Source organism: Actinophytocola oryzae (assembly GCF_004364325.1).
GTDB classification, from domain to species: Bacteria; Actinomycetota; Actinomycetes; order Mycobacteriales; family Pseudonocardiaceae; genus Actinophytocola; species Actinophytocola oryzae.
The window spans coordinates 201,261-224,968 of the sequence record NZ_SOCP01000010.1; the positions used below are offsets into that span (position 1 = coordinate 201,261).

22 protein-coding genes are annotated in these 23,708 nt (G+C 69.0%); 12 read left to right on the forward strand and 10 right to left on the reverse strand.

Going from position 1 to position 23,708, the window contains the following annotated elements; all coding sequences use genetic code 11:
• The first annotated feature begins 113 nt into the window (after nucleotides 1–113).
• Nucleotides 114–377, forward strand: coding sequence for a hypothetical protein (locus CLV71_RS26415; protein WP_133905533.1), 264 nt, complete (start codon nucleotides 114–116; stop codon nucleotides 375–377).
• A gap of 48 nt (nucleotides 378–425) precedes the next feature.
• Here the strand turns inward: CLV71_RS26415 and hppD are convergent, their stop codons facing one another.
• The gene (gene hppD / locus CLV71_RS26420; protein ID WP_133905534.1) at nucleotides 426–1,613 is read right to left on the reverse strand and encodes a 4-hydroxyphenylpyruvate dioxygenase; all 1,188 of its coding nucleotides are present in this window, start codon (nucleotides 1,611–1,613) and stop codon (nucleotides 426–428) included.
• A 148-nt stretch (nucleotides 1,614–1,761) separates the two neighbouring features.
• Between hppD and CLV71_RS26425 the strand changes: the two genes are divergently transcribed.
• A complete protein-coding gene (locus CLV71_RS26425; RefSeq protein ID WP_133905535.1) occupies nucleotides 1,762–2,232 on the forward strand; it encodes an Lrp/AsnC family transcriptional regulator in 471 nt (156 codons plus the stop codon).
• A 113-nt stretch (nucleotides 2,233–2,345) separates the two neighbouring features.
• Here the strand turns inward: CLV71_RS26425 and greA are convergent, their stop codons facing one another.
• Both greA and CLV71_RS26435 read right to left on the reverse strand, forming a co-directional pair.
• The gene (gene greA / locus CLV71_RS26430; RefSeq protein ID WP_133905536.1) at nucleotides 2,346–2,843 is read right to left on the reverse strand and encodes a transcription elongation factor GreA; all 498 of its coding nucleotides are present in this window, start codon (nucleotides 2,841–2,843) and stop codon (nucleotides 2,346–2,348) included.
• Between the two features lie 177 nt (nucleotides 2,844–3,020).
• Nucleotides 3,021–3,461 carry a DUF4307 domain-containing protein gene (locus tag CLV71_RS26435; RefSeq protein WP_133905537.1) on the reverse strand — a complete coding sequence of 147 codons (441 nt, stop codon included), beginning with the start codon at nucleotides 3,459–3,461 and terminating at the stop codon, nucleotides 3,021–3,023.
• A 141-nt stretch (nucleotides 3,462–3,602) separates the two neighbouring features.
• On the opposite strand from CLV71_RS26435, the gene mca reads away from it, so the two are divergent.
• On the forward strand, nucleotides 3,603–4,484 hold the full coding sequence (gene mca / locus CLV71_RS26440) for a mycothiol conjugate amidase Mca (protein ID WP_133905538.1): 882 nt from the start codon (nucleotides 3,603–3,605) through the stop codon (nucleotides 4,482–4,484).
• Entirely contained in the window at nucleotides 4,481–4,783 is a 303-nt protein-coding gene (locus CLV71_RS26445; protein ID WP_243866718.1) for a hypothetical protein, read from the forward strand. Before mca ends, CLV71_RS26445 begins: the two co-directional genes overlap by 4 nt.
• Before the next feature lies 1 nt (nucleotide 4,784).
• On the opposite strand, the gene CLV71_RS26450 is transcribed toward CLV71_RS26445, so the two are convergent.
• The 4 genes from CLV71_RS26450 to CLV71_RS26465 form a co-directional block, all read right to left on the reverse strand.
• Nucleotides 4,785–5,426: a response regulator gene (locus tag CLV71_RS26450; protein ID WP_133905539.1), complete on the reverse strand. Its 642-nt coding sequence runs from the start codon at nucleotides 5,424–5,426 to the stop codon at nucleotides 4,785–4,787.
• Nucleotides 5,423–6,349, reverse strand: coding sequence for a sensor histidine kinase (locus CLV71_RS26455; protein WP_133905540.1), 927 nt, complete (start codon nucleotides 6,347–6,349; stop codon nucleotides 5,423–5,425). Before CLV71_RS26455 ends, CLV71_RS26450 begins: the two co-directional genes overlap by 4 nt.
• Nucleotides 6,334–7,680: a serine hydrolase domain-containing protein gene (locus CLV71_RS26460; RefSeq protein ID WP_133905541.1), complete on the reverse strand. Its 1,347-nt coding sequence runs from the start codon at nucleotides 7,678–7,680 to the stop codon at nucleotides 6,334–6,336. Before CLV71_RS26460 ends, CLV71_RS26455 begins: the two co-directional genes overlap by 16 nt.
• Nucleotides 7,681–7,745: 65 nt before the next feature.
• On the reverse strand, nucleotides 7,746–11,639 hold the full coding sequence (locus tag CLV71_RS26465) for a Calx-beta domain-containing protein (protein WP_166664260.1): 3,894 nt from the start codon (nucleotides 11,637–11,639) through the stop codon (nucleotides 7,746–7,748).
• Nucleotides 11,640–11,766: 127 nt separating this feature from the next.
• Between CLV71_RS26465 and CLV71_RS26470 the strand changes: the two genes are divergently transcribed.
• The 5 genes from CLV71_RS26470 (at nucleotide 11,767) to CLV71_RS26490 (ending at nucleotide 17,366) form a co-directional block, all read left to right on the forward strand.
• Entirely contained in the window at nucleotides 11,767–13,749 is a 1,983-nt protein-coding gene (locus CLV71_RS26470) for a thioredoxin domain-containing protein (RefSeq protein WP_133905543.1), read from the forward strand.
• 77 nt (nucleotides 13,750–13,826) lie between these two features.
• Nucleotides 13,827–14,426 (forward strand): hypothetical protein, encoded by a 600-nt coding sequence (locus tag CLV71_RS26475; RefSeq protein ID WP_133905544.1) that lies wholly within the window; start codon nucleotides 13,827–13,829, stop codon nucleotides 14,424–14,426.
• 561 nt (nucleotides 14,427–14,987) lie between these two features.
• Nucleotides 14,988–15,401, forward strand: a complete 414-nt coding sequence (locus CLV71_RS50700) for a LysR substrate-binding domain-containing protein (protein ID WP_133905545.1) — start codon at nucleotides 14,988–14,990, stop codon at nucleotides 15,399–15,401.
• Between the two features lie 193 nt (nucleotides 15,402–15,594).
• The gene (locus CLV71_RS26485) at nucleotides 15,595–16,785 is read left to right on the forward strand and encodes an AAA family ATPase (RefSeq protein ID WP_166664262.1); all 1,191 of its coding nucleotides are present in this window, start codon (nucleotides 15,595–15,597) and stop codon (nucleotides 16,783–16,785) included.
• Nucleotides 16,782–17,366: a hypothetical protein gene (locus tag CLV71_RS26490; protein ID WP_133905547.1), complete on the forward strand. Its 585-nt coding sequence runs from the start codon at nucleotides 16,782–16,784 to the stop codon at nucleotides 17,364–17,366. Before CLV71_RS26485 ends, CLV71_RS26490 begins: the two co-directional genes overlap by 4 nt.
• A 23-nt stretch (nucleotides 17,367–17,389) precedes the next feature.
• Here the strand turns inward: CLV71_RS26490 and trhA are convergent, their stop codons facing one another.
• A complete protein-coding gene (gene trhA / locus CLV71_RS26495; protein ID WP_133905548.1) occupies nucleotides 17,390–18,067 on the reverse strand; it encodes a PAQR family membrane homeostasis protein TrhA in 678 nt (225 codons plus the stop codon).
• 52 nt (nucleotides 18,068–18,119) lie between these two features.
• Complete coding sequence (locus CLV71_RS26500; protein WP_133905549.1) at nucleotides 18,120–18,557, reverse strand: CoA-binding protein; 438 nt, start codon at nucleotides 18,555–18,557, stop codon at nucleotides 18,120–18,122.
• Between the two features lie 48 nt (nucleotides 18,558–18,605).
• Here CLV71_RS26500 and CLV71_RS26505 point away from each other — a divergent pair, with 48 nt between their 5' ends.
• The 3 genes from CLV71_RS26505 to CLV71_RS26515 all read left to right on the forward strand — a co-directional run bounded on the left by CLV71_RS26505 (nucleotide 18,606) and on the right by CLV71_RS26515 (nucleotide 22,245).
• Nucleotides 18,606–19,397 carry an isoprenyl transferase gene (locus tag CLV71_RS26505; RefSeq protein ID WP_133905550.1) on the forward strand — a complete coding sequence of 264 codons (792 nt, stop codon included), beginning with the start codon at nucleotides 18,606–18,608 and terminating at the stop codon, nucleotides 19,395–19,397.
• A gap of 707 nt (nucleotides 19,398–20,104) precedes the next feature.
• Complete coding sequence (locus CLV71_RS26510) at nucleotides 20,105–21,448, forward strand: RNA 5'-3' helicase PhoH2 (RefSeq protein WP_279588756.1); 1,344 nt, start codon at nucleotides 20,105–20,107, stop codon at nucleotides 21,446–21,448.
• Nucleotides 21,449–21,564: 116 nt separating this feature from the next.
• Complete coding sequence (locus CLV71_RS26515; RefSeq protein WP_133905552.1) at nucleotides 21,565–22,245, forward strand: DUF998 domain-containing protein; 681 nt, start codon at nucleotides 21,565–21,567, stop codon at nucleotides 22,243–22,245.
• A gap of 1 nt (nucleotide 22,246) precedes the next feature.
• On the opposite strand, the gene CLV71_RS26520 is transcribed toward CLV71_RS26515, so the two are convergent.
• Nucleotides 22,247–23,704, reverse strand: coding sequence for a GuaB1 family IMP dehydrogenase-related protein (locus CLV71_RS26520; RefSeq protein ID WP_133905553.1), 1,458 nt, complete (start codon nucleotides 23,702–23,704; stop codon nucleotides 22,247–22,249).
• Nucleotides 23,705–23,708 lie beyond the last annotated feature (4 nt).

The window sequence follows — 23,708 nt, forward strand, 5'->3', positions numbered from 1 at the left end:
GCCCCTTCGGCGTGTTCGAGGGACCACGGGATCGACACATCCCCGACATCTTCGTCCGGAACCCGGGTATTCTCGATTGCAACAAGGATTTGACATGGACGCAGGAGACGAGCATGGCGGTCGGGGCACGGATCGCGGGCGCGCTGCCGTTGGCGGGTGCGACACTGGCCGCCCTGGCGCTGGGTGGGGTCGCCGTGTTCAGCGTCCAGCAGGTGGGCTGCGCGGATCCCGGCCGTTACGTCCAGCACGACGACGGCCAGGTCGAGCTCGTGGGCAGCTGCGTCGACCCGGACCACCTGCCACCCGCACCCGAGCCGACGGACAACCAGGTCGCGCCCGCGTTCAACGACCTGGCGAAGACCGACCAGTCCCCGTAGACGCGAAAGACCGCGCGGGTCGGTGACCCGCACGGCCGTCCCAGCTGGTCAGAGGTTCCCGCGCCGCTCCTGCTCCCGCTCGATGGCCTCGAACAGCGCCTTGAAGTTCCCCTTGCCGAACCCGAGCGACCCGTGCCGCTCGATCAGCTCGTAGAACACGGTCGGCCGGTCCCCGATGGGAGCGGTGAAGATCTGCAGCAGGTACCCGTCCTCGTCCCGGTCGACGAGGATCCGGTGCTCCTTGAGCGTCTCGATCGGCACCCGGACCTCGCCGATCCGCGCACGCAGCTCGGGGTCGTCGTAGTAGGAGTCGGGGGTGTCCAGGAACTCGACGCCGGACTCCCGCATGGCCGTCACGGTGGCGATGATGTCGTTCGTGGCCAGGGCGATGTGCTGGCACCCGGCGCCGTCGTAGAACTCCAGGTACTCGTCGATCTGCGACTTCTTCTTGGCGATGGCCGGCTCGTTGAGCGGGAACTTCACCCGGTGGTTGCCGTTGGAGACCACCTTGGACATGAGTGCCGAGTAGTCGGTGGCGATGTCGTCGCCGATGAACTCGGCCATGTTCACGAAGCCCATGACCCGGTTGTAGAACTCGACCCAGTAGTCCATCCTGCCGAGCTCGACGTTGCCGACGCAGTGGTCGACGGCCTGGAAGAGCCGCTTGCGTGCCGGGATCGCGGACTCCTTCGCGACGTACCCGGGCAGGTAGGGGCCGTCGTAGCGCGACCGGTCGATGAGCGAGTGCCGGGTCTCCCCGTAGGCCGCGATGGCGGCCATGCGCACGGTGCCGTGCTCGTCGGACACGTCGTGCGGCTCCTCGAGAACGGTCGCGCCCTGGGCCCTGGCGTGTGCGACGCACTGGTCGACGTCCGCGACCTCGAGCGCGAGGTCGACGACCCCGTCGCCGTGCGCCCGGTGGTGGTCGTGGAGCGGGCTGTCCGGCGCGACCCCGCCGTTGATCACGAACCGGGCCGACCCGGACGTCAGCACGAACGACTTGTAGCCGCGGTTCCCGGTCTCGGGGCCCGAGTAGGCGACGAGCCGCATCCCGAAGGCGACCTGGTAGAACCACGCGGTCTGGGTGGCGTTCCCGGCCACGAAGACGACGGCGTCCATGGCCCTGACGGGGAAGGGGTCCTTCGACGAGTCGTAGTCGACGAGCCCCACGAGCTGACGCAGCTGGTCGAAGCTGACGTCGTCGAGCTGTCGGTCCTGGCCGAGAGTGCCTGTCATGACGCCTCCCCTTTCGTTCGAGCGCGGTACCTGCGAGGATCCGCTCGACAGGTCAGGATGCGCAACACTCAGGGATTCGACTGGGCAAGGTGCCCATTGCACCGGCAGGTTGGCTCAACAGAATGAGCAGTCTGTGTAGGGAGGGCCCGTGGAGATCGACCGGCTCGACGCGAGACTCCTGCTCCTGCTGACCGACGAGCCGAGGCTGGGCGTGCTCGAGTGCTCCCGCCGTCTGGGCGTGGCCAGGGGCACCGTGCAGGCACGCATGGACCGCCTGGAACAGAGAGGGCTGCTGAAGGGCTTCCCGCCGGACCTGGACCTGGCCGCGATGGGCTACGGCCTGACGGCGTTCGCGGTCCTGGAGATAGCGCAGGGCCGCAGGGGGGAGGTGGCGGACCGCCTCGCCGCGATCGACGAGGTCTGCGAGGTCCACGCCACGACCGGCGAGGGCGACCTGCTGGTGCGCATGGTCGCGAGGTCGAACGCCGACCTGCAACGCGTCATCGACGAGGTGGTGGACGTCCAGTGGGTCAGGCGGACGTCGACGTCGATAGCGCTGTCGACCCCGGTGCCTCCCCGGGTTCGCCCACTGCTGCGGCGGGTGGCGGAAGGCGGATAGCCAGAACCCGTCGAGGGCCCGAACTGGCTAAGCCAACCCAGGCCCTCGACGACTCGCGCTTCTTCTCACCAGGTACCGGGCGCCCACACCCCAGCCCGGAACCGGCGCAACGATCAACCAGCGTAAGGAACAGCCTTGACCAGCGTGACCTTCTGCATGGACCCGTTGGGCAGCTCGTAGGACCGAGTCTCCCCCTCCTTGGCCCCCAGCAAAGCCTTTCCGAGTGGCGACCCGGGGGAGTAGACCTCGAGCTCCCCCTCTGCTCCCTCTTCCCGCGTGGCAAGCAGGAACTTCTCGTCCGCGTCGTCCCCCTCGTAGCGGATCGTGAGGACCTTGCCCGGCTCGGCGAGGCCGTCGTTCTCCGGGGCCTCCCCCACCTTCGCGCTGCGCAGGAGCTCCTGCAGGTGGCGGATCCGCGCCTCTTTCTGCCCCTGCTCCTCACGTGCCGCGTGGTAGCCCCCGTTCTCCTTGAGGTCCCCCTCCTCGCGACTCGTGTTGATCTTCTCGGCGAGTACCGGGCGATTCGCGATCAGCTCGTCGAGCTCCTGCTTGAGCCGACCGTAGGCCTCCTGGGTCAGCCAGGTCACCTGGGTGTCGCTCACGGTCACCAACTCCTCGTCAATACTTCCGGATCCCGGGGATTCGGGGCGGTAGTTTCCGGGCGGGCGGCGGACACCCGGAACGGAAAAACACGGCCCGCAAGGGGCCGTGCAGGTACGTCAGAATACCACGGACGCAAGTCGAGGCTTGTCCGTTTTGACCGATTGACCAGCGGGCGGCGGTCTAGTTCACCCTGTTGGCGGCATGTGCTTGAGAAGATATGCCGGTACCTGATAAGAGCACCCGAAAACATCGGCGGTGACCGGTTCGCCGCTGCTCGTGATGACCGTGGTCATCGTGACGGCGCCCTCGGCAGGTGGGATGTACACCTCCTTGCGACCCCCTTCGTTGCCTGCCAGCACGCGTGCCCGGACGATGCACACCGCGGGCCGCTCCGGCGTGTCCCTGGTGACCTCGAACGTCATCTTCAGCTGGTTGCCTGGCAGGTTGGCGAACGTCGTGGTCTGGGTCTCGATGGGCGCGGTGCCGAAGTTCTCGTACCCGACCCACGCCACCACCCCGCTCACGACGAGCGCGACGACGCCGACCACCCAGTAGGTACGCCTGCCGGCCCGCTTCGGTCTCGTGCCGTAGCGATCCTCCAGCAGAGTGCTACCTGGGGCGGTCATCCTCGGGGCCTCCACGAAAAATGTCGTACCCGGCGGGAACAATGGACCCGGCGGGAATGGTTCGTATGTCCGAGCCGAGTATCCGCTCACCACGACGAGCGGATGTCTCCGGGGGACGTCCATGGGAGGAACGCGAAGGTCATGGCGGAGAAGCTGCGTCTGATGACGGTGCACGCACATCCGGACGACGAGTCCAGCAAGGGCGCCGCGACGATGGTCAAGTACGTCGCCGAAGGGCACGAGGTCATGGTCGTGACCTGCACGGGGGGCGAGCGCGGCGACATCCTGAACCCGGCCATGGAACGCCCGGAGGTGACCGAGAACATCCCCGAGTACCGCCGCAAGGAGATGGCCCGCGCGGTCGAGATCCTCGGCGTCGAGCACCGCTGGCTCGGCTTCGTCGACTCCGGCCTGCCCGAGGGCGACCCGCTGCCGCCGCTGCCGGACGGCTGCTTCGCCCTGGTGCCGCTCGAGGAGTCGGTCCCGCCGCTCGTGCGGCTCATGCGCGAGTTCAAGCCGCACGTCGTCATCACCTACGACGAGAACGGCGGCTACCCGCACCCCGACCACATCCGGTGCCACGAGGTGTCCGTCGCCGCCTTCGACGCGGCGGGCGACCCCGACCTCCACCCGGAGGCGGGCGACCCGTGGACGCCGCTGAAGCTGTACTACGGGCACGGGTTCTCGCGTAAGCGCCTGGTCGCCATGCACGAGGCGCTGCTCGCCAGGGGCATGGAGTCGCCCTACACCGAGTGGCTCGAGAAGTGGGACGAGAACCGGGGCGACGTCGCGGACCGGGTGACGACACGCGTCGAGTGTGGGGAATACTTCGAGAAGAGGGATGCCGCCCTGCTCGCGCACGCGACGCAGATCGACCCCAACAGCCGCTGGTTCTTCGTGCCGTTGGAGATCCAGCGTGAGGTCTGGCCGTACGAGGAGTACGAGCTGGTGCGGTCCCTCGTCGACACGACGCTGCCCGAGGACGACCTGTTCTCGGGGATAACGGAGAAGGTAAGCGCATGAGCTCAGGTTCCGGCCCCCTGTTCGTCGGGCCGGACGTGGCCGGCTGGCAGACGGTTGCCGAGGTCGCCCAGCCCACCCCCACGCCGTCGAACGACGACAAGGGCGGTCAGGGCGAGGACTTCGGCAAGTCGTCGCCGGTCGGTCTGCTCGTGCTGCTGCTGTTCTTCATCGCGGTCGCGTTCCTGGTCCGCTCGATGACCAAGCACCTCAAGCGGGTGCCCGCGTCGTTCGACGACCCGGACGAGAAGGCCGACCAGCCCACAGAAGAGGCACCGTCGGCCGACGCCGACAAGAAGTGAACTACCCGGTCATCCCGGCCTCGTAGGCGGTGATCGCGGCCTGGACGCGGTTCTGCACGTCCAGGCCCCGCAGGATCGACGACAGGTGCGCCTTGACCGTCCCCTCGGCGAGGTGCAGCTCGCGTGCGATCGCCTGGTTGGACAGCCCGCGCCCGACGAGCGCGAGGACGTCCCGTTCACGCGGCGTCAACGCCTCGACCTTGCGTTTCGCGGCGGCCGGCCTGGTCAGCTCGCCGGTCCGCAACCCGGCGATCACCCGGTGCGCGACACGCGGCGACAGGTAGGCCGCCCCGTCCGCGACGGCCCGCACGGCGATGATCAGCTCACGCGGGTCGGCCGCCTTGAGCAGGAACCCGCTCGCGCCGTCGGCGAGGGCCTTCGCGACGTACTCGTCCTCGTCGAAGGTCGTGAGCATGACGACCGGCGCGACGTCCCGCAGCTCGGCTGCCGCGGCGAGCCCGTCGAGCCCCGGCATGCGGATGTCCATGAGCACGACGTCCGGCCGGTGGGCGTGCGTCAGCTCGACGGCCGCCCGCCCGTCCTCGGCCTCGGCGACCACGGCGATCCCCGGATCGGACGCGAGGACGGCCCGGATGCCCGCCCGGATCATCGCCTCGTCGTCGGCGACCAACACCCGGATCATGCGACGGGTACCTCCGCGGTCAGCTCGAAACGGCCCTGGTCGTGGGTGGTCTCGAGCCGGCCGCCGAGGAGCCGGACCCGTTCACGCAATCCGACCAGCCCGCTGCCGCCGCCGGGCCGGGCCTCCGCCGCCGGGTTGGACACCACGAGCGCGACGCGGCGTTCGGTCACCGCGAGCCGCACGTCGACCGGGGCGCCCGGCGCGTGACGTGCGGCGTTGGTGAGTGCCTCCCTGACGACCCGGCGCACGGCCTGGTCGACCAGGGTCGGCATGACCGCGAGCCCGTCGACGTGCACGACCATCCCGGCGTCCCTGGCGCGGCCGACGATCTCCGCCACCGGCGGGACCTCGTCGCGGTCCCGCAGCATCTCGAGCACCTGCCGCAGCCGGTCGGTGGCCGCGACGGCAGAGGCCCGCATCTCCCCGGCGGTCTGCCGGTGCTCGGCCGTGAGCTGCGGGGACAGCTCGAGCGACCCGGCCCGCAGCGCGATGAGGGCGAGTTCGTGCCCGAGGGAGTCGTGCAGCTCCGCTGCGACCCGCCCGCGTTCGTTCAGCCTGGCCCGCTCGGCGACGTGCTCCTGCTCGCGTTCCAGCTGCCGCACCCGCTCCCGCTCGGTCTCGATGAGCAGCGCCTGCTGGCGCCGGTAACGCCCGGCGAGCCAGGGCAGGCCGATCATGACGGCCATGCTGAGCAGGGCGGACGTCGCCTCGCCGATGTCGACGAACGCGACTCCCGCCCCGGCCACGCCGACCCCGAGGAGGATCTGCCACCCGAACCGCCCGTCGAGGCGCCGGCCGTGGAGGTAGGCGAGCACGGCCAGGACCAGGTAGAGCGCAGCCCGCCAGAGGGGGAGGCTGTCGACGCCCAGCCCACTGACCAGGCCGAGGCCGGCGAGCAGCCCGAGGCTCACCGTGGGAAACACAACCTCACCACCCGTGCGCAGAGGATCGCCAGCCCGGCGACCGCCGCGACGGCGAGTGCGACAGTCAGCGGCAGCGCGAAGTAGAAGAGCTGTGCCCACAGGACGGTCCGCCCGGAACTGACGAAGGAGACCACCTGTGGATAGAACCCGAACAACAGGACCGGCAGCAACGGTGGCACCAGCCGGACCGCCACGGATACCCAGCGGACTCGCTGGTCGGCGCTTCGTCGCCGGCCCGCCCAGCGCTTCGACCGGACCACGCCCAGCACGCCCAGCACCGCCGCGGCGAGGGTCACCGCGGCCAGTAGCCACTCCGTCAGCTGGCGGGAGCCGCCCGGCGTCTCCGGCGTCTCGCCTCTCGTCAAGGCCACCAGGCCGGCGAGGATGTCGCCGGTGTCGTCGAGCATGCCTGCGCCGTTCGTCATCACCGCGTAGCCGTAGCCCGTCCTCGGGTCGATCGCCTCGACGGCGTTGTAGGTCCACAGGTTGCCGCTGTGGACCAGCAGTCCGTTGTCGTCCGGCGCCCACCCCATGCCGTAGTCGTCCACCTCGGACGGCTCGTGCATCGGCGCCAGCATGGACTCGGGGAACACGCCGTTGCCGGTCTGGGCGATCAGCCAGCGACCCATGTCCGCCGCCGTGGTCACCACCGCGCCGGAGCCGTTCACCCTCGGGCCGTCGGCCAGCTCCGGGCGGGAGAACCACTGGCCGAACAGGGAGTTGTAACCGTCCGCCGCCCAGCCACCGACCTCGCTGTGCCGCATGCCCAACGGCCCGAACACCGCCGAGCCCACGTACTCGTCGAACGGCTCGCCCGACGCCAGCTCCACGATCCGCGCCGCCACGTCGTAGTTCACGTTCGAGTACGAGAACGACGTGCCGGGCGCCGCGGCCGGTTCGATCGGCGACAGCAGCGACACGTACTCCGCCAGCGTCCTCGCCGAGGTCAGGCGGCCTATGTCCACCGAGCTGTCCCTGATCCCGGACGTCTGGTTCAGCAGGTGCCGCACGGTCACCCCGCGCGGGTACGGGAGCCACGACGACACCTCGTCGTCCAGCGACAGCCGGTCCGCCTCGACCAGCGTCATCACCGCGGCGGCCGTGAACGACTTGCTCACCGACGCCACCCGCATCGGGGTGTCCGCGGTGACGGGGTGACCGAGCGAGTCGTGCCCGGCGCCGGCGGCACGCACCACGTGGTCCCCGTGCGTGACCACCACCGACACGCCAGGCAGGCCCGTCGAGTCGAGAGCCGACGACAGATACTCGTCCACAGTGGCCGGAGCGGGCGGGACGACCGCCAGCACCAGGCCCAACACCAGTGTCCTCATGGGCCGGAACGCTACGAACCCGCAGGTCGGCGGCGGATCTGTCGACCGGCCACAACCACCCCCGACTAACGGCAGGGGTTGCCGGTCATCCCCACCGACGACGAGCCGACGACCACGTCACCGAGCGGCGTCCGCAGGTCGAACGCCCGTTGCGTGAGGCCGTCCGGACCGGACACCGTGCTGTTCAGCGACAGCGACCCCACCTCAAGCGGGATCCGCACCGGGCCGGTGCCGATCGGCATGCGCCTGCCGTTGACCTTCAGCCACGCCATCGTCGAGCTGCCCGACAGTGCCGGCGACACGCCCTTCGGGCCGGCCACGCACGTCACCATCGCCGTCGAGGTCGTCTCGCCGATCTCGATCAGCAGGCCGACCGTGCTGATCCGCGTGGTCCGCAGCGCCGCCGTCGCGCTCATGCCGCCCTGCGCCGCGTCGGTGGTCGCCGTCAGGCCGTCCACCCGGACGGTCAGCAGGCCGCCGCCCAGCCGCACGTGGCCTGCCACCTTCCTGTCGTCGGCGCAGCGATCGCGGCCCGCGGTCGCCGTGCTGCTGCCCAGCACGTCCGCGGCGCTCGCCGAGCACGTGAACCCGGTGACCGTCTCGTAGTCGTCGTTCACGATCGTGCCCACCGCCTCGCCGTCGCCGACCATGGCACCCGACGCGCCGGACAGGCTCAGCGTGAACGTCTCGTCCGGCTCGGTCGAGGAGTCGTCCTCCAGCGGCACCCACACCGTCGCAGTGGACTGGCCGGGGGCGAACACGACCGTGCCGGAGGACGCCTCGTAGTCGTACGGCGCGACCGCCGTGCCGCCCGTGGTCGTCCAGTCGACCGTCACCTCGGACGGCACGGCCTCCGACAGCCGGACCTCGAAGCCGAGCGGTCCGCCGGACTCCGGTCCCGCCGCGTCCGACACGCTCACCACCGGCGTGCCCACGTAGTCGTCATCGTCGACGATCACGCCGGCCGCCTCGGCGTCACCCAGGGTCGCGCCGACCGGCGAGGACAGCGTCAGGGTGAACGTCTCGTCGTTCTCGTAGGAGTCGTCGTCGTACAGCGGCACCCCGACCTGCAGCACCGTCTCACCCGGCGCGAACGTCACGTCGCCGGCGACCTGGTCGAAGTCGGCCCCGGTCGCGGTCCCGGGCTCCGTCGTCCAGTGCACGGTGACGTCGCCGGACGCCGGCTTGGTCAGGTGCACCTCGAACAGCACCTGGCCCGCGTTCTCCGGCGCGAACCCGTCGGCCACGCTGACCACCGGCAGGTCGCCCGCCTCGTCGTCGTCCTCGATCGTCACGATCGCGGTCGGGTCCGCGATGGTCGCGCCGACCGGGGCCGACAGCTCGGCCGTGAACGTCTCGGCAGGCTCCGGGTCGGTGTCACCGACGATCTCCACCGGCACGGACACGAGCGTCTCGCCCGGCTCGAACGTCACCGTGGTGTCGACGCCGTGGTAGTCGCAGCCGTCGGTCGCGCTGCCCGGCTCGGTGGCCAGCCGCACCGTCACGGCCTCGTCCCTGGCCGAGGTCAGCCGGACGTTCACCACCGCCTGGCCCGCGCTCTCGGTGACCGTCGCGTCGTCGACGCCGATCTCGGCCGCGCTGTCCTCGTCGTCGTCGTTCGCGATGGTCACGACGCCGATCCCGTCCGCGATCTCCGCGTTGTCCGGCGCGGACAGGTGGACCGCGAAGGTCTCCGTGTCCTCGAAGGACGACTCGCCGGTGACGGGCACGGTGATCTGCTTGCTGGTCTCACCCGGCGCGAACACCAGCGTGCCCGCGCCGGCCGTGAAGTCGCCGGGAGCGGTCGCGGTGCCGTTGTCGGTCGTCCAGTGCACGCTCACCTGGTGGGAGTTGGGCTCCAGCGCCACCGTCACCGTCGCGGGCGTGTCGCCCGAGTTGCCCTCCGGCACGGTCACGTCACCGATCCGCAGCGCCGGTGGCGGCACCGTCGGGTGTGGCCCCGTGTCGGCGTCGTCGTCGGTGATCGTGACGAACCCGACGAGGTCGACGACGTTCGCGCCACTCAGGTGGACGAGGAACCACTCGTCGCCCTCCTGCACGGCGTCGCCGCGCACCTGGACGGTGATCTGTGCGCTGACCTGGCCCGGCTCGAACGTTACCGTGCCGGAGGCGGCCACGAAGTCGTCGGCGTTCGCGGTGTAGGCCTCGGTCGTCCACTGCACGGGCACCGGCGTCGTGCTCGGCCGGTCCAGCACGACCGTCAGCGTCACCGGCGTCGTGCCCGCGTAGCCCTCCGCCACCGACGCCCGACCGATGCGCACGGCCGGTCCGGCACCGTCGTCGTCGACGATCGTGACCACGCCGTCCGCGTCCGCGATGAGCGCGCCGGTCGGGTTGAACAGGTGCACGCTGAACGTCTCGTCCGGCTCCTCGATGTCGTCGCCCCGGATCGTCACGGGGAGCTGCGCGCTGGTCGAGCCCGGTCCGAACACCACCGAGCCGCTCCTGTTGTCGTAGTCGGTGCCACTCGCGGTGCCCGGGGCCATCTGCCAGTAGACGGTCACCGTCTGGTCGGAGGGGCGGTTGAGGCTCACGGTCAGGGCACCGGTCGTGTCCTCGTCGGCCTCCGGCACGGACGTGTCGCTGATGCGGATCTCCACCGGGGTCTCGTCGTCGTCGCGGATGGTGACCACGCCGTCGGCGTTCTCGATCGTGGCGCCCTCGGGGTCGGACAGGTGGACGGTGAACCACTCGTCCTGCTCGTCGCCTTCGTCACCGATCACGTCGACGGTGACCTGCTTGCTGGTCTCACCGGGCTCGAACGTCAGCGTGCCGCTGCCCCCGGAGAAGTCGTAGATGCCAGCGGTGCCCGCCACGGTCGCCCAGTCGATGGTCACCCGCCCGGTAGACGGCCGGTCCATGGTGACGGTGAGCGTCGCGGGCGAGGTGCCGTAGTCACCCTCGTCGACGGTGACGTCACTGATCCGCAGGACCGGCAGGGTGCCGGGCACGCGCACGGTGACGGTCTGGGTGATGCCCACGGGTGTGCCGCTGACCTGGAAGTCGACCGTGCACCGGTAGGTACCGGGGTCGGTGTTCGGCGCGACGGCCACCGTCTCGGTGAACGACGCGGTGCCGCCGCTGCGGACCATGCGAGTCGGCCGGTCCGGGGTGAGCGTGAGCTGCTGGTCGCAGGCCGGCACGGGCGCGACCGGGACGGTCAGGGTGCTGAGGCCGCCGAGGATCGCGGTCGCGACACCGCCGGCGCTCTGGCTGGGCATGAGCACCCCGAACGTGCGGTTGGTGAGGCTCGTGGCCTGCCCCCGCTCGTCGAGCCCCGGCGCGGACGTGCCGACGACAGGCACGGCGATCACCCGGATCCCGCCTGCGCGCAGGGCGTTCACCGTGTCGGAGAGCGTGTGGCCGAGGCTCGGGTCGGCGGACCGGGCGTCACCGAACCACACGACCACCCGCGAGCCGACCGGCCGGAACTCGACGGCGCCGGTAGCGAGTTGGTAGTGCGCGTTGAGGAAGTCACTCTGCGGCCCGCCGCCACCGCCCACGTTGTAGAGCCACTGCTGCGCACCGTTGACGGCCGCGTTCCGGTCGTCGGTGAGGGCGGCGTCGACACGGAAGGCCCGGCTGCCGTCGGCCTGCGACTTGTACTCGGCGACCCCGAACCGCGCGGACGGCTGCGTGGCCCGGACCTCGTCGATGATCGACGGCAGGGCGTTGCGGACGTTGGCGAGCGCGGGATCCATGCTGCCGGTGGTGTCGGCGAGGAACACGATGTCCGGGTCGGGCGCGACGGCGGGGGTGGTGACGGCGGCGGCGACCGTGCCGCTCTCGCCGGGTGCCAGCGTCAGCTCGGCCTTCCCAGGGACGACCCCGGCGGCGGCTGCTGCGACGGCGACCGGGGCGGGCACGGCAACGCCGACGGCGGCGATCGCGACCGCGGCGGCGGTCAGCAGGACGGCACGTCGCTTGACAGGGGCCATGGGCTGAGGCTGTGACATCGCCGGGCGCCTCGACAAGACGATGGCGGGAGAGCCGCTCCAACGCGAGTGATGACTGCCCCATGGGGCGACATCGGCAGCACGCGGGTTCGTTTGAGAGGGTTGGTACATGGCGAACCGGCTGGCGAACGCGACGAGTCCGTACCTGCTGCAGCACGCGGACAACCCGGTCGACTGGTGGCAGTGGTCACCGGAGGCGTTCGAGGAGGCGCGGCGCAGGGACGTGCCGATCCTGCTGTCGGTCGGCTACGCGGCGTGCCACTGGTGCCACGTGATGGCGCACGAGTCGTTCGAGAACCCCGAGATCGCCGCGGTCATGAACGAGAAGTTCGTGAACATCAAGGTGGACCGCGAGGAGCGCCCGGACGTGGACGCCGTCTACATGACCGCCACCCAGGCGATGACCGGCCAGGGCGGCTGGCCGATGACGTGCTTCCTGACCCCGGCGGGCGAACCGTTCCAGTGCGGTACCTACTATCCGCCGACGCCGAGGCCGGGCATGCCGTCGTTCCCGCAGCTGCTGGCAGCGGTCGACGACGCGTGGCAGACCCGCGACGCCGAGGTCCGCGACGCGGGTGGCCGCATAGTGGAGGAACTACGCAAACAAACGGCCGCGCTACCACAGTCCACTGTGGACGAGCAGGTGCTGTCGTCGTCGGCGGCGTCGGTGCTGGGTGACTACGACCGACGCAACGGCGGTTTCGGTGGCGCACCGAAGTTCCCACCGTCGATGGTGCTGGAGTTCCTGCTGCGCCACCACGAACGCACCGGCTCGGTCGAGTCGCTGTCGATAGTGACGGAGACAGCGCACGCGATGGCGAACGGCGGCATCTACGACCAGCTGGACGGTGGTTTCGCGCGCTACAGCGTCGATGCGGGCTGGGTGGTGCCACATTTCGAGAAGATGTTGTACGACAACGCCTTGCTGCTCCGCCTGTACACGAGGCTGGCGCTGCGAACGGGTGAGCCCCGCTTCCGCGCGGTGGCGGAGGAGACGGCCGACTTCCTGCTGAACAGGCTGCGCACCGAGGCGGGAGGCTTCGCGGCATCGCTGGACGCGGACACAGAGGGTGTGGAGGGCCTGACGTACGCGTGGACACCCGAGCAGCTGACCGAGGTACTGGGCGAGGAGGACGGCGCAGCGGCAGCGAGGTGGTTCGGCGTAACGGCATCCGGCACGTTCGAGGAAGGCGCGTCGACCCTGCAACGAAAGTCCGAAGTGGACGAACGCTTCGACGACGTTCGCAGGAAGCTGCTGGATTCCCGCCTGACCCGCCCACAGCCGGCCCGCGACGACAAGGTGATCACCGCGTGGAACGGCCTGGCGATAGGCGCCCTGGCGCAGGCGGGAGTGGCGTTCGGCGCACGCTGGTTGTCCGCGGCGGTGGCGGCGGCGGAGTTCGTGACGTCGACCCACCTGGTGGAGGACCGCCTACGCCGGGCCTCCCGCGACGGCGTGGCAGGCGCGGCGGCCGGGGTGCTGGAGGACTACGGCTGCCTGGCGGACGGGTTGCTGACCCTGCACCAGGCGACGGCGGACCCACGCTGGCTGACGGAGGCGACCGGGCTGCTGGACACGGCACTGTCCCGTTTCGGAGACCAGTCGGCACCAGGGGTGTACCACGACACCGCGGACGACGCGGACGTGTTGGTGCTGCGCCCGTCGGACCCGGGCGACAACGCGAGCCCGTCGGGCGCGTCGGCGCTGGCGGGTGCGTTGCTGGCGGCGTCAGCGCTGGTGGGCCCGGAAGACGCATCCCGCTACCGGACGGCGGCGGAGGAGGCAGTGGCCAGGGCCGGCCAACTGGCCGCGAGGGCCCCGAGGTTCGCAGGCCATTGGCTGAGCGTGGCGGAGGCGATGGCGGCGGGCCCGCTGCAGGTGGCGATAGTGGGCACGTCACCGGAACTCCTGCGAGCGGCGGTGGAACATGCCCCAGGAGGTGCGGTGGTACTGGCAGGCGAGCCGAACGCGCTACCGCTACTGACCGACCGCCCGCTGGTAGACGGCAGGCCGGCGGCGTACGTCTGCCGGGGTTACGTGTGCGACCGCCCGGTGACCGAGGTGGCCGACCTGGTGGCCGCGCTTCGCTGACCGCGAACTCCACTCCACTTTCGTGGTTACTCGCATAACCTCGGTAGCGATGTAATCATGTAAGCAGGAGGTGCGAAATGGGACCGAGAGGACACCGCTGGGGACCAGGACGAGGCTGGACAGGCCCGGGCAAGGGCCGGGGCCGAGGCGGCTGGCAACAGGCAGACCTACCGGACGCGGGCGACGCATCAGCCTGGTTCGAGGGCCGGCTGCCGGACGGCTGGTTCACGGAGTCGCCGATCGTGGTCGTGGACCGCGAGGAGATCACGGTCGTGGGCACCCTGCCGGGGCTGGAGGGAGAGTTCGCGGACGAGGCGGCCAGGTCGGCGGCTGAGTCAGGACGCATCAGCCGCTTCCGAGAGGAAACGCGCGACGACCGCATAGAGATCGCGCGGCAGGCGGAGCACCGCTATGGCCGAAAGGTCGCGTGGGGCGCGCGGCTGGGCGGTACGGAGGAGCTGTTCACCACCCTGTCGGTGCCGGTAATGACCAGGCTGAGGCAGGAGGAACGCCTGATCCTGGACACACTGGTGGACGCAGGCGTGGCGAGGTCACGTTCAGAGGCACTGGCCTGGGCCGTCCGAATGGTCGGCGAACACGCGGAAGAGTGGCTGACAGAGTTGCGCGAGGCCATGTCAAAAGTCGACGACCTCCGCGCAAAGGGCCCAGAGCTGTAGGTCGACCCCCAGCAGGACGAGGATGACCAGGCAGAACCGTCAGTCCTGTGGTGAGGGAGACGAACCGGGCGGCCGCGCCGAGCCCCATGATCGGCACGGTCAGCCCGAGATAGCTGGCGAGGAAGATCCCGGCAGCCGCCTCGCCCTTCGCGGCGGGGTCGGCCAGCCGGGCGGCAAGGCCCATGGTGCCCTTGAAGAGCAGCCCGGCACCAGCCCCGGCGACGACGAAGCACGAGCGACCCGCCAACCCCGCTAATGAGCGGTACGGCGACACCCCCACCCAACCCGGCGACGCCCACGGTGAAGACGCTGGAGCGCTCGCTGGGGGTGAGCCTGTTCACGAGGGGCCCCGGGCCGCCCGGTGCTGACGGATGAGAGCCGGACCCTGCTCCCGGCGGCACGCCAAATGATGGAGTTGGCGGCGACGACGAGGGAGGCCGCCCGCACGGAGCTGGTGGAAGAGCTGCGAGAACGGGTGCTGACAACGGTCCCGGTGGACCTGCCAGGACTGTTGGCGCGTTACCGGGCGGAACATTTGCAGTCCTCCTCAGGCTTCGTGCTATGCCGCGCGGCTTGGCGGACGCGCTGACGACGGGCGCACCCGACGTGGCGTTCGTGTCGACGACGGGTGCGGTGTCCCCGGCACTGAAGCTAACGCTGATCACGAGAGACCCGTTGGTGCTGCTGCCACCGAACCACCCGCTGGCCGAGTCAAAGCTGTCCCTCGAACTGCTGGCAGGAGAGGACTGGATAGACGGCACAGAAGGCTACGGAAACCGAATAATCGTGGACGCGGCGTTCGCGAGGGCAGGCCTGTCTAGCCGCCCAACGGTCCAGGACTGGATCACTCGGCAGGGCGAGGGCAAGCCCAAGCTTCCGCATGGTCTGGGCGAAGAGTCGTGGGGGCGTCGGGCTCCTCACTACGGCGGAGCCCGGCGAGCAACCGAAGGGGAGGGGTGTCGACACCGGAGATGAGCGCATCGAGCGCCATCCGAATCAGCTGGTCAGAGCCGACGGTGTACCCGAGCAACTCGTTACTGGCCGCCCGAATCAGCGGTTGGAGTGCGTCCACACACGCCAGGATGTCACTTGACTGAGCCGACACCGAGCGCCTGTTCGTGGAGGTAGACCCGGCGAGGACGACGTGCAGTCGAGTATGTTACTACCTGTGACCGACGTTGAGGATGTTGACGACGCTGTGGCAGCGGATTGGCTGTCCAGTGTCCGATTCTTGTCACTGAGCTTAACGAACTATCTTTCCTATAGGTCCGCCAAGCTAGATTTCGGTGACTTCACGGCACTCGTTGGACCCAATGGTAGCGGGAAGTCGAATGCTGTCTCAGCCTTAAAGCTGCTGCGGGATATCCCGCTGCATGGCCTTCCCGCCGCCATCGCCCGGCGTGGTGGTTTCGATCAGCTACGACACCGGAGTTCTGGGCGGCCGTACGATCCAGCGATCCGAATCGACTATCAGGTCGGTGATAATCCGCCGTCGTTCTACGAGCTACGGCTCGGCTCGGTCAAGGGAAAACGGTACGCTGTCAAGCGCGAGCGCGGTGCGGTCTATGTGTCTGGCGATCAGTCTTATTTCGATCATGAAGGCGGAACACTCACGTATACAGAAGTCATTGGTGGCGACGACAAGCTGTTAAGTATGCGTGAGGCGCATGCAAGAGTTCCGCCCGGACAAAGCGCCGTGACATTGAGTGGCGGGTTTGCTGCTTATCTGACGGGAATAGTACTGCAATCCGCGCAAACTCTTGAGATCAACCCGTCGCGCATCAGCGATCTTCAGGAGCCGGCATCAGTCAGAGAGTTCGAACCCGATGGCGCAAATATTGCGAGCGTCTTCGAGGAGATGTCTGCCCACAATCGCTCAGAGCTGGCCGAGTTACTGTCAGTCATAGTTCCAGGGATCGTCAGAATCGAGCCTCGGCATGTCGCAGATCGACTCACGATGCTCTTCGTGCAGGATTTAGGGCAAGGACCCAGGGAGTTCTTTGCGAAGCAAATGTCGGATGGGACGCTTCGTGTGTTCGGAATCCTGGTCGCCATGCTTCAGCAGCGGCGGCCGGCGATGCTGGCGATTGAGGAGCCCGAGATAGCGATCCATCTCGGCGCCCTTCAGACGCTCGTGGAGGTTCTGACTTCACACTCAGAGGGCTCTCAGATAGTGATAACGACGCACAGTGCTGACATTGTCGACAATCTCGATATGGATGACCTGCGAGTGGTGTGGACCGAACAGGGCTCGTCCAGAATAGCGTCTGTAGCAGAACATACGCGGGAGCCGGTCAAGCGTGGCTTGATTACGCCAGGTGCACTGCTGCGGGCAGACGCGCTGGATCCTTCCGCGTGAACGCGCATATCAACGACAGCCATATTGGCCTCGTTGTTGAAGGAAAGGGTGACATGGGTGCCGTGCCGCTGTTGATGCGGCGAATACTGAATGAGTGCGGCGTTTACGCCGACATAGTAGGCCGGCCCGTGGTTACTCATGGTCGAGGAGCGATGACCGCACCTGGAGGGATCGAGGGATACGTGGCTGTCGCTGCCGCCCGACCCGGGTGCAAGTTGGTCTTCGTGATCGCGGATGCAGACGACGACCAATCCTGCGTTCTTGGTCCGAACATGCTCAAGAGGGCCAAGGCGATAACTTCTGCGGCCGTTGTCGTGGTTCTTGCTGAGCGGTCCTTCGAAGACTGGATCTATGCTTCCTGTGAGACGCTCGAAATCGGGCTGAATGAATACAAGCAGAACAAACGTGGCGCCACTGTCATAAGTTCAGCTGTAGCCAAAACAGGCAGTAAGTATGTCAAGCCCGTCTGGCAGCCTCGCCTGACGAGCAGGCTGGACATATCCTTGGCCGCGGGACGGAGCGCCAGCTTTCGTCGGCTGGTCGATAAGCTCGTTGACACACGCGAGCTGTTTGAGTCGTAGTCGAGCCACGATCCGACCGCAGGCTACGGATACATGGCCAGCCAGATCGCGATGTAGTGGGAGATCGCGGCCAGGACGGTTGCGGCGTGGAAGAACTCGTGGTGGCCGAAGATCGTGGGCCACGGGTTGGGCCAGCGGGTCGCGTAGAAGACGGCGCCCAGTGTGTAGAAGCCGCCGCCCACCAACAGAAGCACCAGAGCGGCCACACCGGCATGGTGCAACAACTCCGGCAGCACGAAGATCGCCACCCAGCCCAGCGCGATGTAGATCGGCGTCCCGAGCCACCGAGGCGCGTTCGGCCACAGCAGCTTCAGCGCCACCCCCGCGATCGCGCCCGCCCACACGATGGTCAGTACCACCATGCCCGTCGACCGGGGCATGGCCAGCAGTGAGAACGGCGTGTACGTCCCCGCGATGAACAGGAAGATCATCGAGTGGTCCAGGCGCTTCATCCACGCCCGAACCCGCAGGCTCACCCACCACCTGCGGTGGTACAGCGCACTCACACCGAACAGCCCCAGCACCGTCGCGCCGTAGATCGACGTCGCAACCGCCGCGGTCGCGGACACTGTGGACGCCGCGAGTGAGATCAGCACCCCGCCGAGTACCAGCGACACCCAGAACGACCAGTAGTGAATGACCCCGCGCATGCGGGGCTTGATCGATGGTCCTGGCTGCGGGTCCAGTGTCTCGGCAGTCATGGTGCCGAGGCTACGGGACCGTAGGTTGGGCCTGCTTCGCGTGTGAATCGGGTCACGACCAGCCCACTACTTCGCGGTGTTCGACCGCCAGGCAGCGGTCCATCACCACGTCCAGGCCGCCCTTCGCGGCGAGGTCCGCGGCCGCAGCGGAGATCACGCCAAGTTGCAGCCACAGGGCACCTGCTCCTGCGGCTACCGCCTGTGCGGCGACGTCCACGGCGTACTGCGGACGGCGGAAGACGTCCACAATGTCCACCGGGTTCGGCACCTCGGCGAGGGTCCTGTACGCGGTCAGGCCCTCCCACGACGTGAGTGCCGGGTTCACCGGGTACACCGTCAGGCCCGCGCGCACCAGGTACCTCGCCACCCCGTGGCTCGGGCGCGACGGGTCCGGGCTGAGGCCCACGACGGCTACGGTCCGTGACTCCCGGACCAGCCTCTCGATCACCGCGAGGTCCTGCCACCTCGGATCCGTCTCGGTTCGCTGCATGGTTCCAGTGTGCCCCTCACTCCCCGGAGCGGCGTACCCTGCAGGGACGTGACACCAGCCTGGCGGAGATTCCGCAAGAAAGCCGCGAAGCTCGTCTACGGCGCCTATGACAGGCGGCTCGTCCAGCAGGCCGCAGGCCGCCATCCCCGACACGTCGGTGTCATCCTCGACGGCAACAGACGGTGGGCCCGCGAAGCCGGCTTCACCGACCCCAAGCACGGCCACATCGCCGGTGCCGAGCGCATCGCGGAGCTGCTCAGCTGGTGCCGTGAGGCCGAGGTCGAGCTGGTCACCCTCTGGCTGCTCTCCACCGACAACGTCCTGCGGCCCGACTCCGAGCTGAAGCCGTTGTTACAGGTCATCGAGGGCGTCGTCGACGAGCTGGCCGAGCCGGACCGGCCCTGGCGCCTGCGGATCATCGGGGCGCTGGACGTCCTCCCCCGGGAGACCGCGGACCGGCTGGTCGCCGCCGCGAAGCGCACCACCGGGCGCACCGGCATGGAGGTCAACATCGCGGTCGGCTACGGCGGCCGACGGGAGATCGCCGACGCCGTGCGCAAGTTGCTCCAGTCGCAGGCCGAGGCCGGTAAGACCATCGAGGAGCTGGTCGAGGTCCTCGACGTCGACCACATCGCCGAGCACCTGTACACGTCCGGCCAGCCCGATCCCGACCTGCTGATCAGGACCTCCGGGGAGCAGCGGCTGTCCGGGTTCATGCTCTGGCAGTCCGCCCACTCGGAGTTCTGGTTCTGTGAGGCGTACTGGCCCGACTTTCGGCGGACCGACTTCCTGCGTGCATTGCGTGACTACGCCATCCGTCATCGGAGATTCGGCTCTTAGCACAACGGTCTCGCCGCGCTACCGACGGGGTCCCTGTTACGGGGCCTCGTTGGCTAATTGCGTGTGAAATCACTCCACGAGCGGGTGGGGATCAGCCCGGGGTGCTGTCGCTGGTCACGAAGTGGTGTAGGGCGCGGCGTCGGCGACAGGTCCTGGGGTGTCCGGAAAATTAACCCGGATGTTATCGCGTCTTGTCGACGTCAATTTCCGTCGCTTTTCGGGTGCACTTCGGTAAATAGCCGGTTGTGCTTGCCGGATGCCTTATGTTCGCCATTTACGGGTTCGTCATCGATCCCTCGTGAAGCGCAGAGTGATCACCGGTGCAGGCTCCGCCCCAGGTGGCGGGCTTGTAAACACCAGGTGTCGCTTCGTTCGGAGGATGATCCAAACGGGGGTACCGGACACGCCGCGTAGTCGACTTGCTGCGCGCAAGCTGCATTCGATCGGTTCTCGAGGCCGGGTCACGAAACGAAAATCACCTGCGCGGCTGGCTGTCAGAAGGGCGCATTCGCGGGTAGCGTCCAAAGTGACGGGTCGCGCCCACGCGTTCCGTCCCGGGAGGCCCTGGTCGTGACGGCAACGATCGCGCGGGGGTCGGCACCCGGCCCTCGTGGGTGGTGACGACCCAGTCGTCTCACCTGGTCAGGGAGGTGCCCGGCCCTTCGAGGAACACGCGGACGTGGGTGCGCGTTCGCCGAGGAGTTGCCGTGACTGCTTCGCAATCCTCTTCCGCTGACCCTGGCGACCAGCGCCGGACATATGTCCTGGACACCTCAGTGCTGCTCTCCGACCCGTGGGCCATGTCCCGGTTCGACGAGCACGCGGTGGTGCTGCCGCTCGTCGTCATCAACGAGTTGGAGGGCAAGCGGCATCACCCCGAGCTTGGCTGGTTCGCCAGGGAGGCGCTTCGGTTACTGGATGACCTGCGGAAACGTCACGGGCGGCTCGACTCGCCGGTCCCGTTGGGCATCTCCGGCGGCACGTTGCACGTCGAGTTGAACCACTCCGACCCGGCGGTCCTGCCGTCGGGTTTCCGCACCGACACGAACGACGCCAGGATCCTGGCGTGCGCGTTGAACATGGCCGCGCACACGGCCAATGTGACGTTGATCACCAAGGATATGCCGCTGCGGATCAAGGCCGCGTCGGTTGGCCTCGAGGTCGACGAGTACCGCGCCCACGAGGTCACCCCGTCCGGCTGGACCGGCATGGTCGACCTCGAGGTCAGCACCGAGGTGCTCGACTCGCTCTACCGGGACGGCGTGGCCGAGCTGGCCGAGTTCGGGGTCCAGTCGCCAGGCGACTTCCCGACCAACACCGGCCTGCGGCTGCTGTCGTCGTCCGCGAGCGCGCTCGGCAGGGTGACGAGTGACAAGCAGGTGCGGCTCGTGCGTGGCGACCGTGAGGCGTTCGGCCTCCACGGGCGTTCCGCGGAGCAGCGGGTCGCGCTCGACCTCCTGCTCGACCCCGACGTCGGGATCGTCTCGCTCGGTGGGCGGGCAGGCACCGGCAAGTCGGCGCTCGCGCTGTGCGCGGGGCTCGAGGCCGTGATGGAGCGCAACCTCCACCGCAAGGTCGTCGTGTTCCGGCCGGTGTACGCGGTGGGCGGTCAGGACCTCGGCTACCTGCCGGGGTCCGAGAGCGAGAAGATGGCGCCGTGGGCGCAGGCCGTCTTCGACACTCTCGGTGCGCTCGTCAGCCAGCCGGTGATCGACGAGGTCCTCGATCGAGGGATGCTCGAGGTGCTGCCGCTGACCCACATCCGAGGCCGGTCGCTCCACGACTCGTTCGTGATCGTGGACGAGGCACAGTCGCTGGAGCGCAACGTGCTCCTGACGGTGCTCTCGCGGCTCGGCGCCGGGTCGCGGGTCGTGCTCACCCACGACGTCGCGCAGCGGGACAACCTCCGCGTCGGCCGCTACGACGGCGTGGCGGCGGTCATCGAGAAGCTGAAGGGCCACCCGCTCTTCGCGCACGTGACGCTGACCAGGTCCGAGCGGTCGCCGATCGCCGCACTCGTGACGGAGATGCTCGAAGACCACGGCGCCTGACCCCTTCCGCTCAACGGTGAGCGGGACGGACCAAGGGACGGGGTAGGGAAAACCCCCGGTTGGTTTCGGGAGCTTCCCTGATGGTTTGACGGTCTCGCGGACGAGACCGTTGAGCCATGGCAAACCTGGTCCTCACAGCACGCTCGGCGCCGGTCCGCGGCATGGTTCTTCCCACGCCGCGGCCGGCGCCGATCGGGGTCTTCCTCGGTGCGGTGGGTCTGGTGTTCGCCGCGTTGCTCATGGGCGGGTTGAACATCGTCGCCGCGGGCCGGATGAACCCGCTCGACACCACCATGTCCGACTACGTCTTCGTGCCGGGCGCCGGCTGGATGTTCCCCGCGTCGCTGCTCGCGATGTGCGTGGCAGGCGCCGGTGTCGGCGTTGGCCTGTGGGCCAGGGGTTTGCTGACCGGCGTGCTGCCGAAGCTGTCGCTTTCGCTTGCGATCCTCGGACTCCTGCTCGCCGCCGCCTTCCGGACCGACCCCGGCGACGCGTCGGTGTCGATGTCCGCGCAGATCCACCGGTACGCGGCGGGTGTCGTGTTCTTCTGCGTGCCCATCACGGCTTTCCTCGTGGCACGGCGGGTCGCCGCCCGGCGGTCGCTGTACGTCGGCGTCGTGGTCTCGTCGGTGCTGCTCGTGGTGTTCCTGACCTGCCACCTCGGGCCGATGCCCGACGTGCTCGGTGACCTGAGTGGACTGCTGCAGCGGATGCTGTTCGCCGCGGAGCTGGTGGTGCTCGGCCAGCTGGTGCGGGTGATCAACCGACCGTCCTACGAGTACGCGCTCGCCGCGTAGGTCACCAGCCGTGGGGTCGGGGGGCGCCTTCCGCGAACCCCGACGCCGACTGGATACCGACGACCGCCTTCGCGTGGAACTCCTCCAGTGTGGACGCGCCGGTGTAGGTGGCGGCCGAGCGGACACCGGAGCAGATGGCGTCCAGCAGGTCCTCGACGCTCGGGGCGGCCGGGTCCAGGCGCATGCGGGACGTGGAGATGCCCTCCTCGAACAGGGCCTTGCGGGCGCGGTCGAAGGCGCCCTCGCCACGGGTCCGCGCGGTGACGGCCCGCTTCGACGCCATGCCGAAGGACTCCTTGTACGCCCGGCCCTGCTCGTCGCGCAGCAGGTCGCCCGGTGACTCGTACGTGCCAGCGAACCAGGAGCCGACCATCACGCTCGACGCGCCCGCGGCCAGGGCCAGCGCGACGTCGCGGGGGTGGCGGACACCGCCGTCGGCCCACACGCGGGCGCCCAGCTCGCGGGCCGCGGTGGCGCACTCGAGCACGGCCGAGAACTGCGGCCTGCCCACGCCGGTCATCATGCGGGTCGTGCACATGGCGCCGGGGCCGACGCCGACCTTCACCACGTCCGCGCCCGCCTCGACCAGGTCACGCGTGCCCTCGGCGGTGACGACGTTGCCCGCCGCGATCGTGACGTGCCGCTCGCTCACCGCGTCGGCCGCGGCGCGGATGGCCCTCAGCCCGGTGATCATCTTCTCCTGGTGGCCGTGGGCGGTGTCCACGACGAGCGTGTCCACCTCGGCCTCGAGCAGGGCGGTGGTCTTGGCCGCGACATCGCCGTTCACGCCCACCGCGGCGGCCACCCGCAGGCGGCCCTTGTCGTCGAGGGCCGGGCGGTACAGCTCGGCCCGCAGCGCGCCGACCTCGGTGAGCACGCCGGCCAGGCGGCCCTCCTCGTCGACGCCGAGTGCCACGCGGGCGGTGCGACCGCCGTGGAGCCGGTCGAACACGTCCCGGGGAGCGGCCGTGAGCGGCATGGTCAGGATGGCCGGGTCCGCCACCTCGCCGAGCCGCGTGAACCGGTCGACACCCACACAGGCCGCCTCGTTGACGACCCCGACGGGGTGCCCGTCGGCGTCGACGATGACGACCGCGTCGTGGGCCCGCTTCGGCAGCAGGTTCAGCGCGTCGGCCACGGCGTCGCCCGCGGTCAGGACCAGTGGGGTGTCCCACACGACGTGCCGTGACTTGACCCACGCGACGATCTCCCGCACCGCGGCCGGGTCGACGTCCTGGGGCAGCACGACCAGCCCGCCACGGCGTGCCATGGTCTCGGCCATCCGCCGCCCCGCGACGGCCGTCATGTTGGCCACGACGACGGGAATGGTGGCACCGGTCCCGTCCGAGGTGGCCAGGTCGACGTCGAACCGGGACGCCACCGCCGAGCGGTTGGGCATCAGGAAGACGTCGTCGTAGGTCAGGTCGTACACGGGAGGCGTGTCGGTGTGGAAGCGCACGTCT

Coding starts and splice junctions, on each gene's coding strand:
- CLV71_RS26500 (WP_133905549.1), bottom strand. CDS start 18,557: ATGCAGCGAACCGAGACGGATCCGAGGTGGCAGGACCTCGCGGTGATC.
- CLV71_RS26515 (WP_133905552.1), top strand. CDS start 21,565: ATGGCAAACCTGGTCCTCACAGCACGCTCGGCGCCGGTCCGCGGCATG.
- CLV71_RS26475 (WP_133905544.1), top strand. CDS start 13,827: ATGGGACCGAGAGGACACCGCTGGGGACCAGGACGAGGCTGGACAGGC.
- CLV71_RS26465 (WP_166664260.1), bottom strand. CDS start 11,639: ATGGCCCCTGTCAAGCGACGTGCCGTCCTGCTGACCGCCGCCGCGGTC.
- trhA (WP_133905548.1), bottom strand. CDS start 18,067: ATGACTGCCGAGACACTGGACCCGCAGCCAGGACCATCGATCAAGCCC.
- hppD (WP_133905534.1), bottom strand. CDS start 1,613: ATGACAGGCACTCTCGGCCAGGACCGACAGCTCGACGACGTCAGCTTC.
- CLV71_RS26450 (WP_133905539.1), bottom strand. CDS start 5,426: ATGATCCGGGTGTTGGTCGCCGACGACGAGGCGATGATCCGGGCGGGC.
- CLV71_RS26445 (WP_243866718.1), top strand. CDS start 4,481: ATGAGCTCAGGTTCCGGCCCCCTGTTCGTCGGGCCGGACGTGGCCGGC.
- CLV71_RS50700 (WP_133905545.1), top strand. CDS start 14,988: ATGCCGCGCGGCTTGGCGGACGCGCTGACGACGGGCGCACCCGACGTG.
- CLV71_RS26435 (WP_133905537.1), bottom strand. CDS start 3,461: ATGACCGCCCCAGGTAGCACTCTGCTGGAGGATCGCTACGGCACGAGA.
- mca (WP_133905538.1), top strand. CDS start 3,603: ATGGCGGAGAAGCTGCGTCTGATGACGGTGCACGCACATCCGGACGAC.
- CLV71_RS26460 (WP_133905541.1), bottom strand. CDS start 7,680: ATGAGGACACTGGTGTTGGGCCTGGTGCTGGCGGTCGTCCCGCCCGCT.
- CLV71_RS26470 (WP_133905543.1), top strand. CDS start 11,767: ATGGCGAACCGGCTGGCGAACGCGACGAGTCCGTACCTGCTGCAGCAC.
- CLV71_RS26415 (WP_133905533.1), top strand. CDS start 114: ATGGCGGTCGGGGCACGGATCGCGGGCGCGCTGCCGTTGGCGGGTGCG.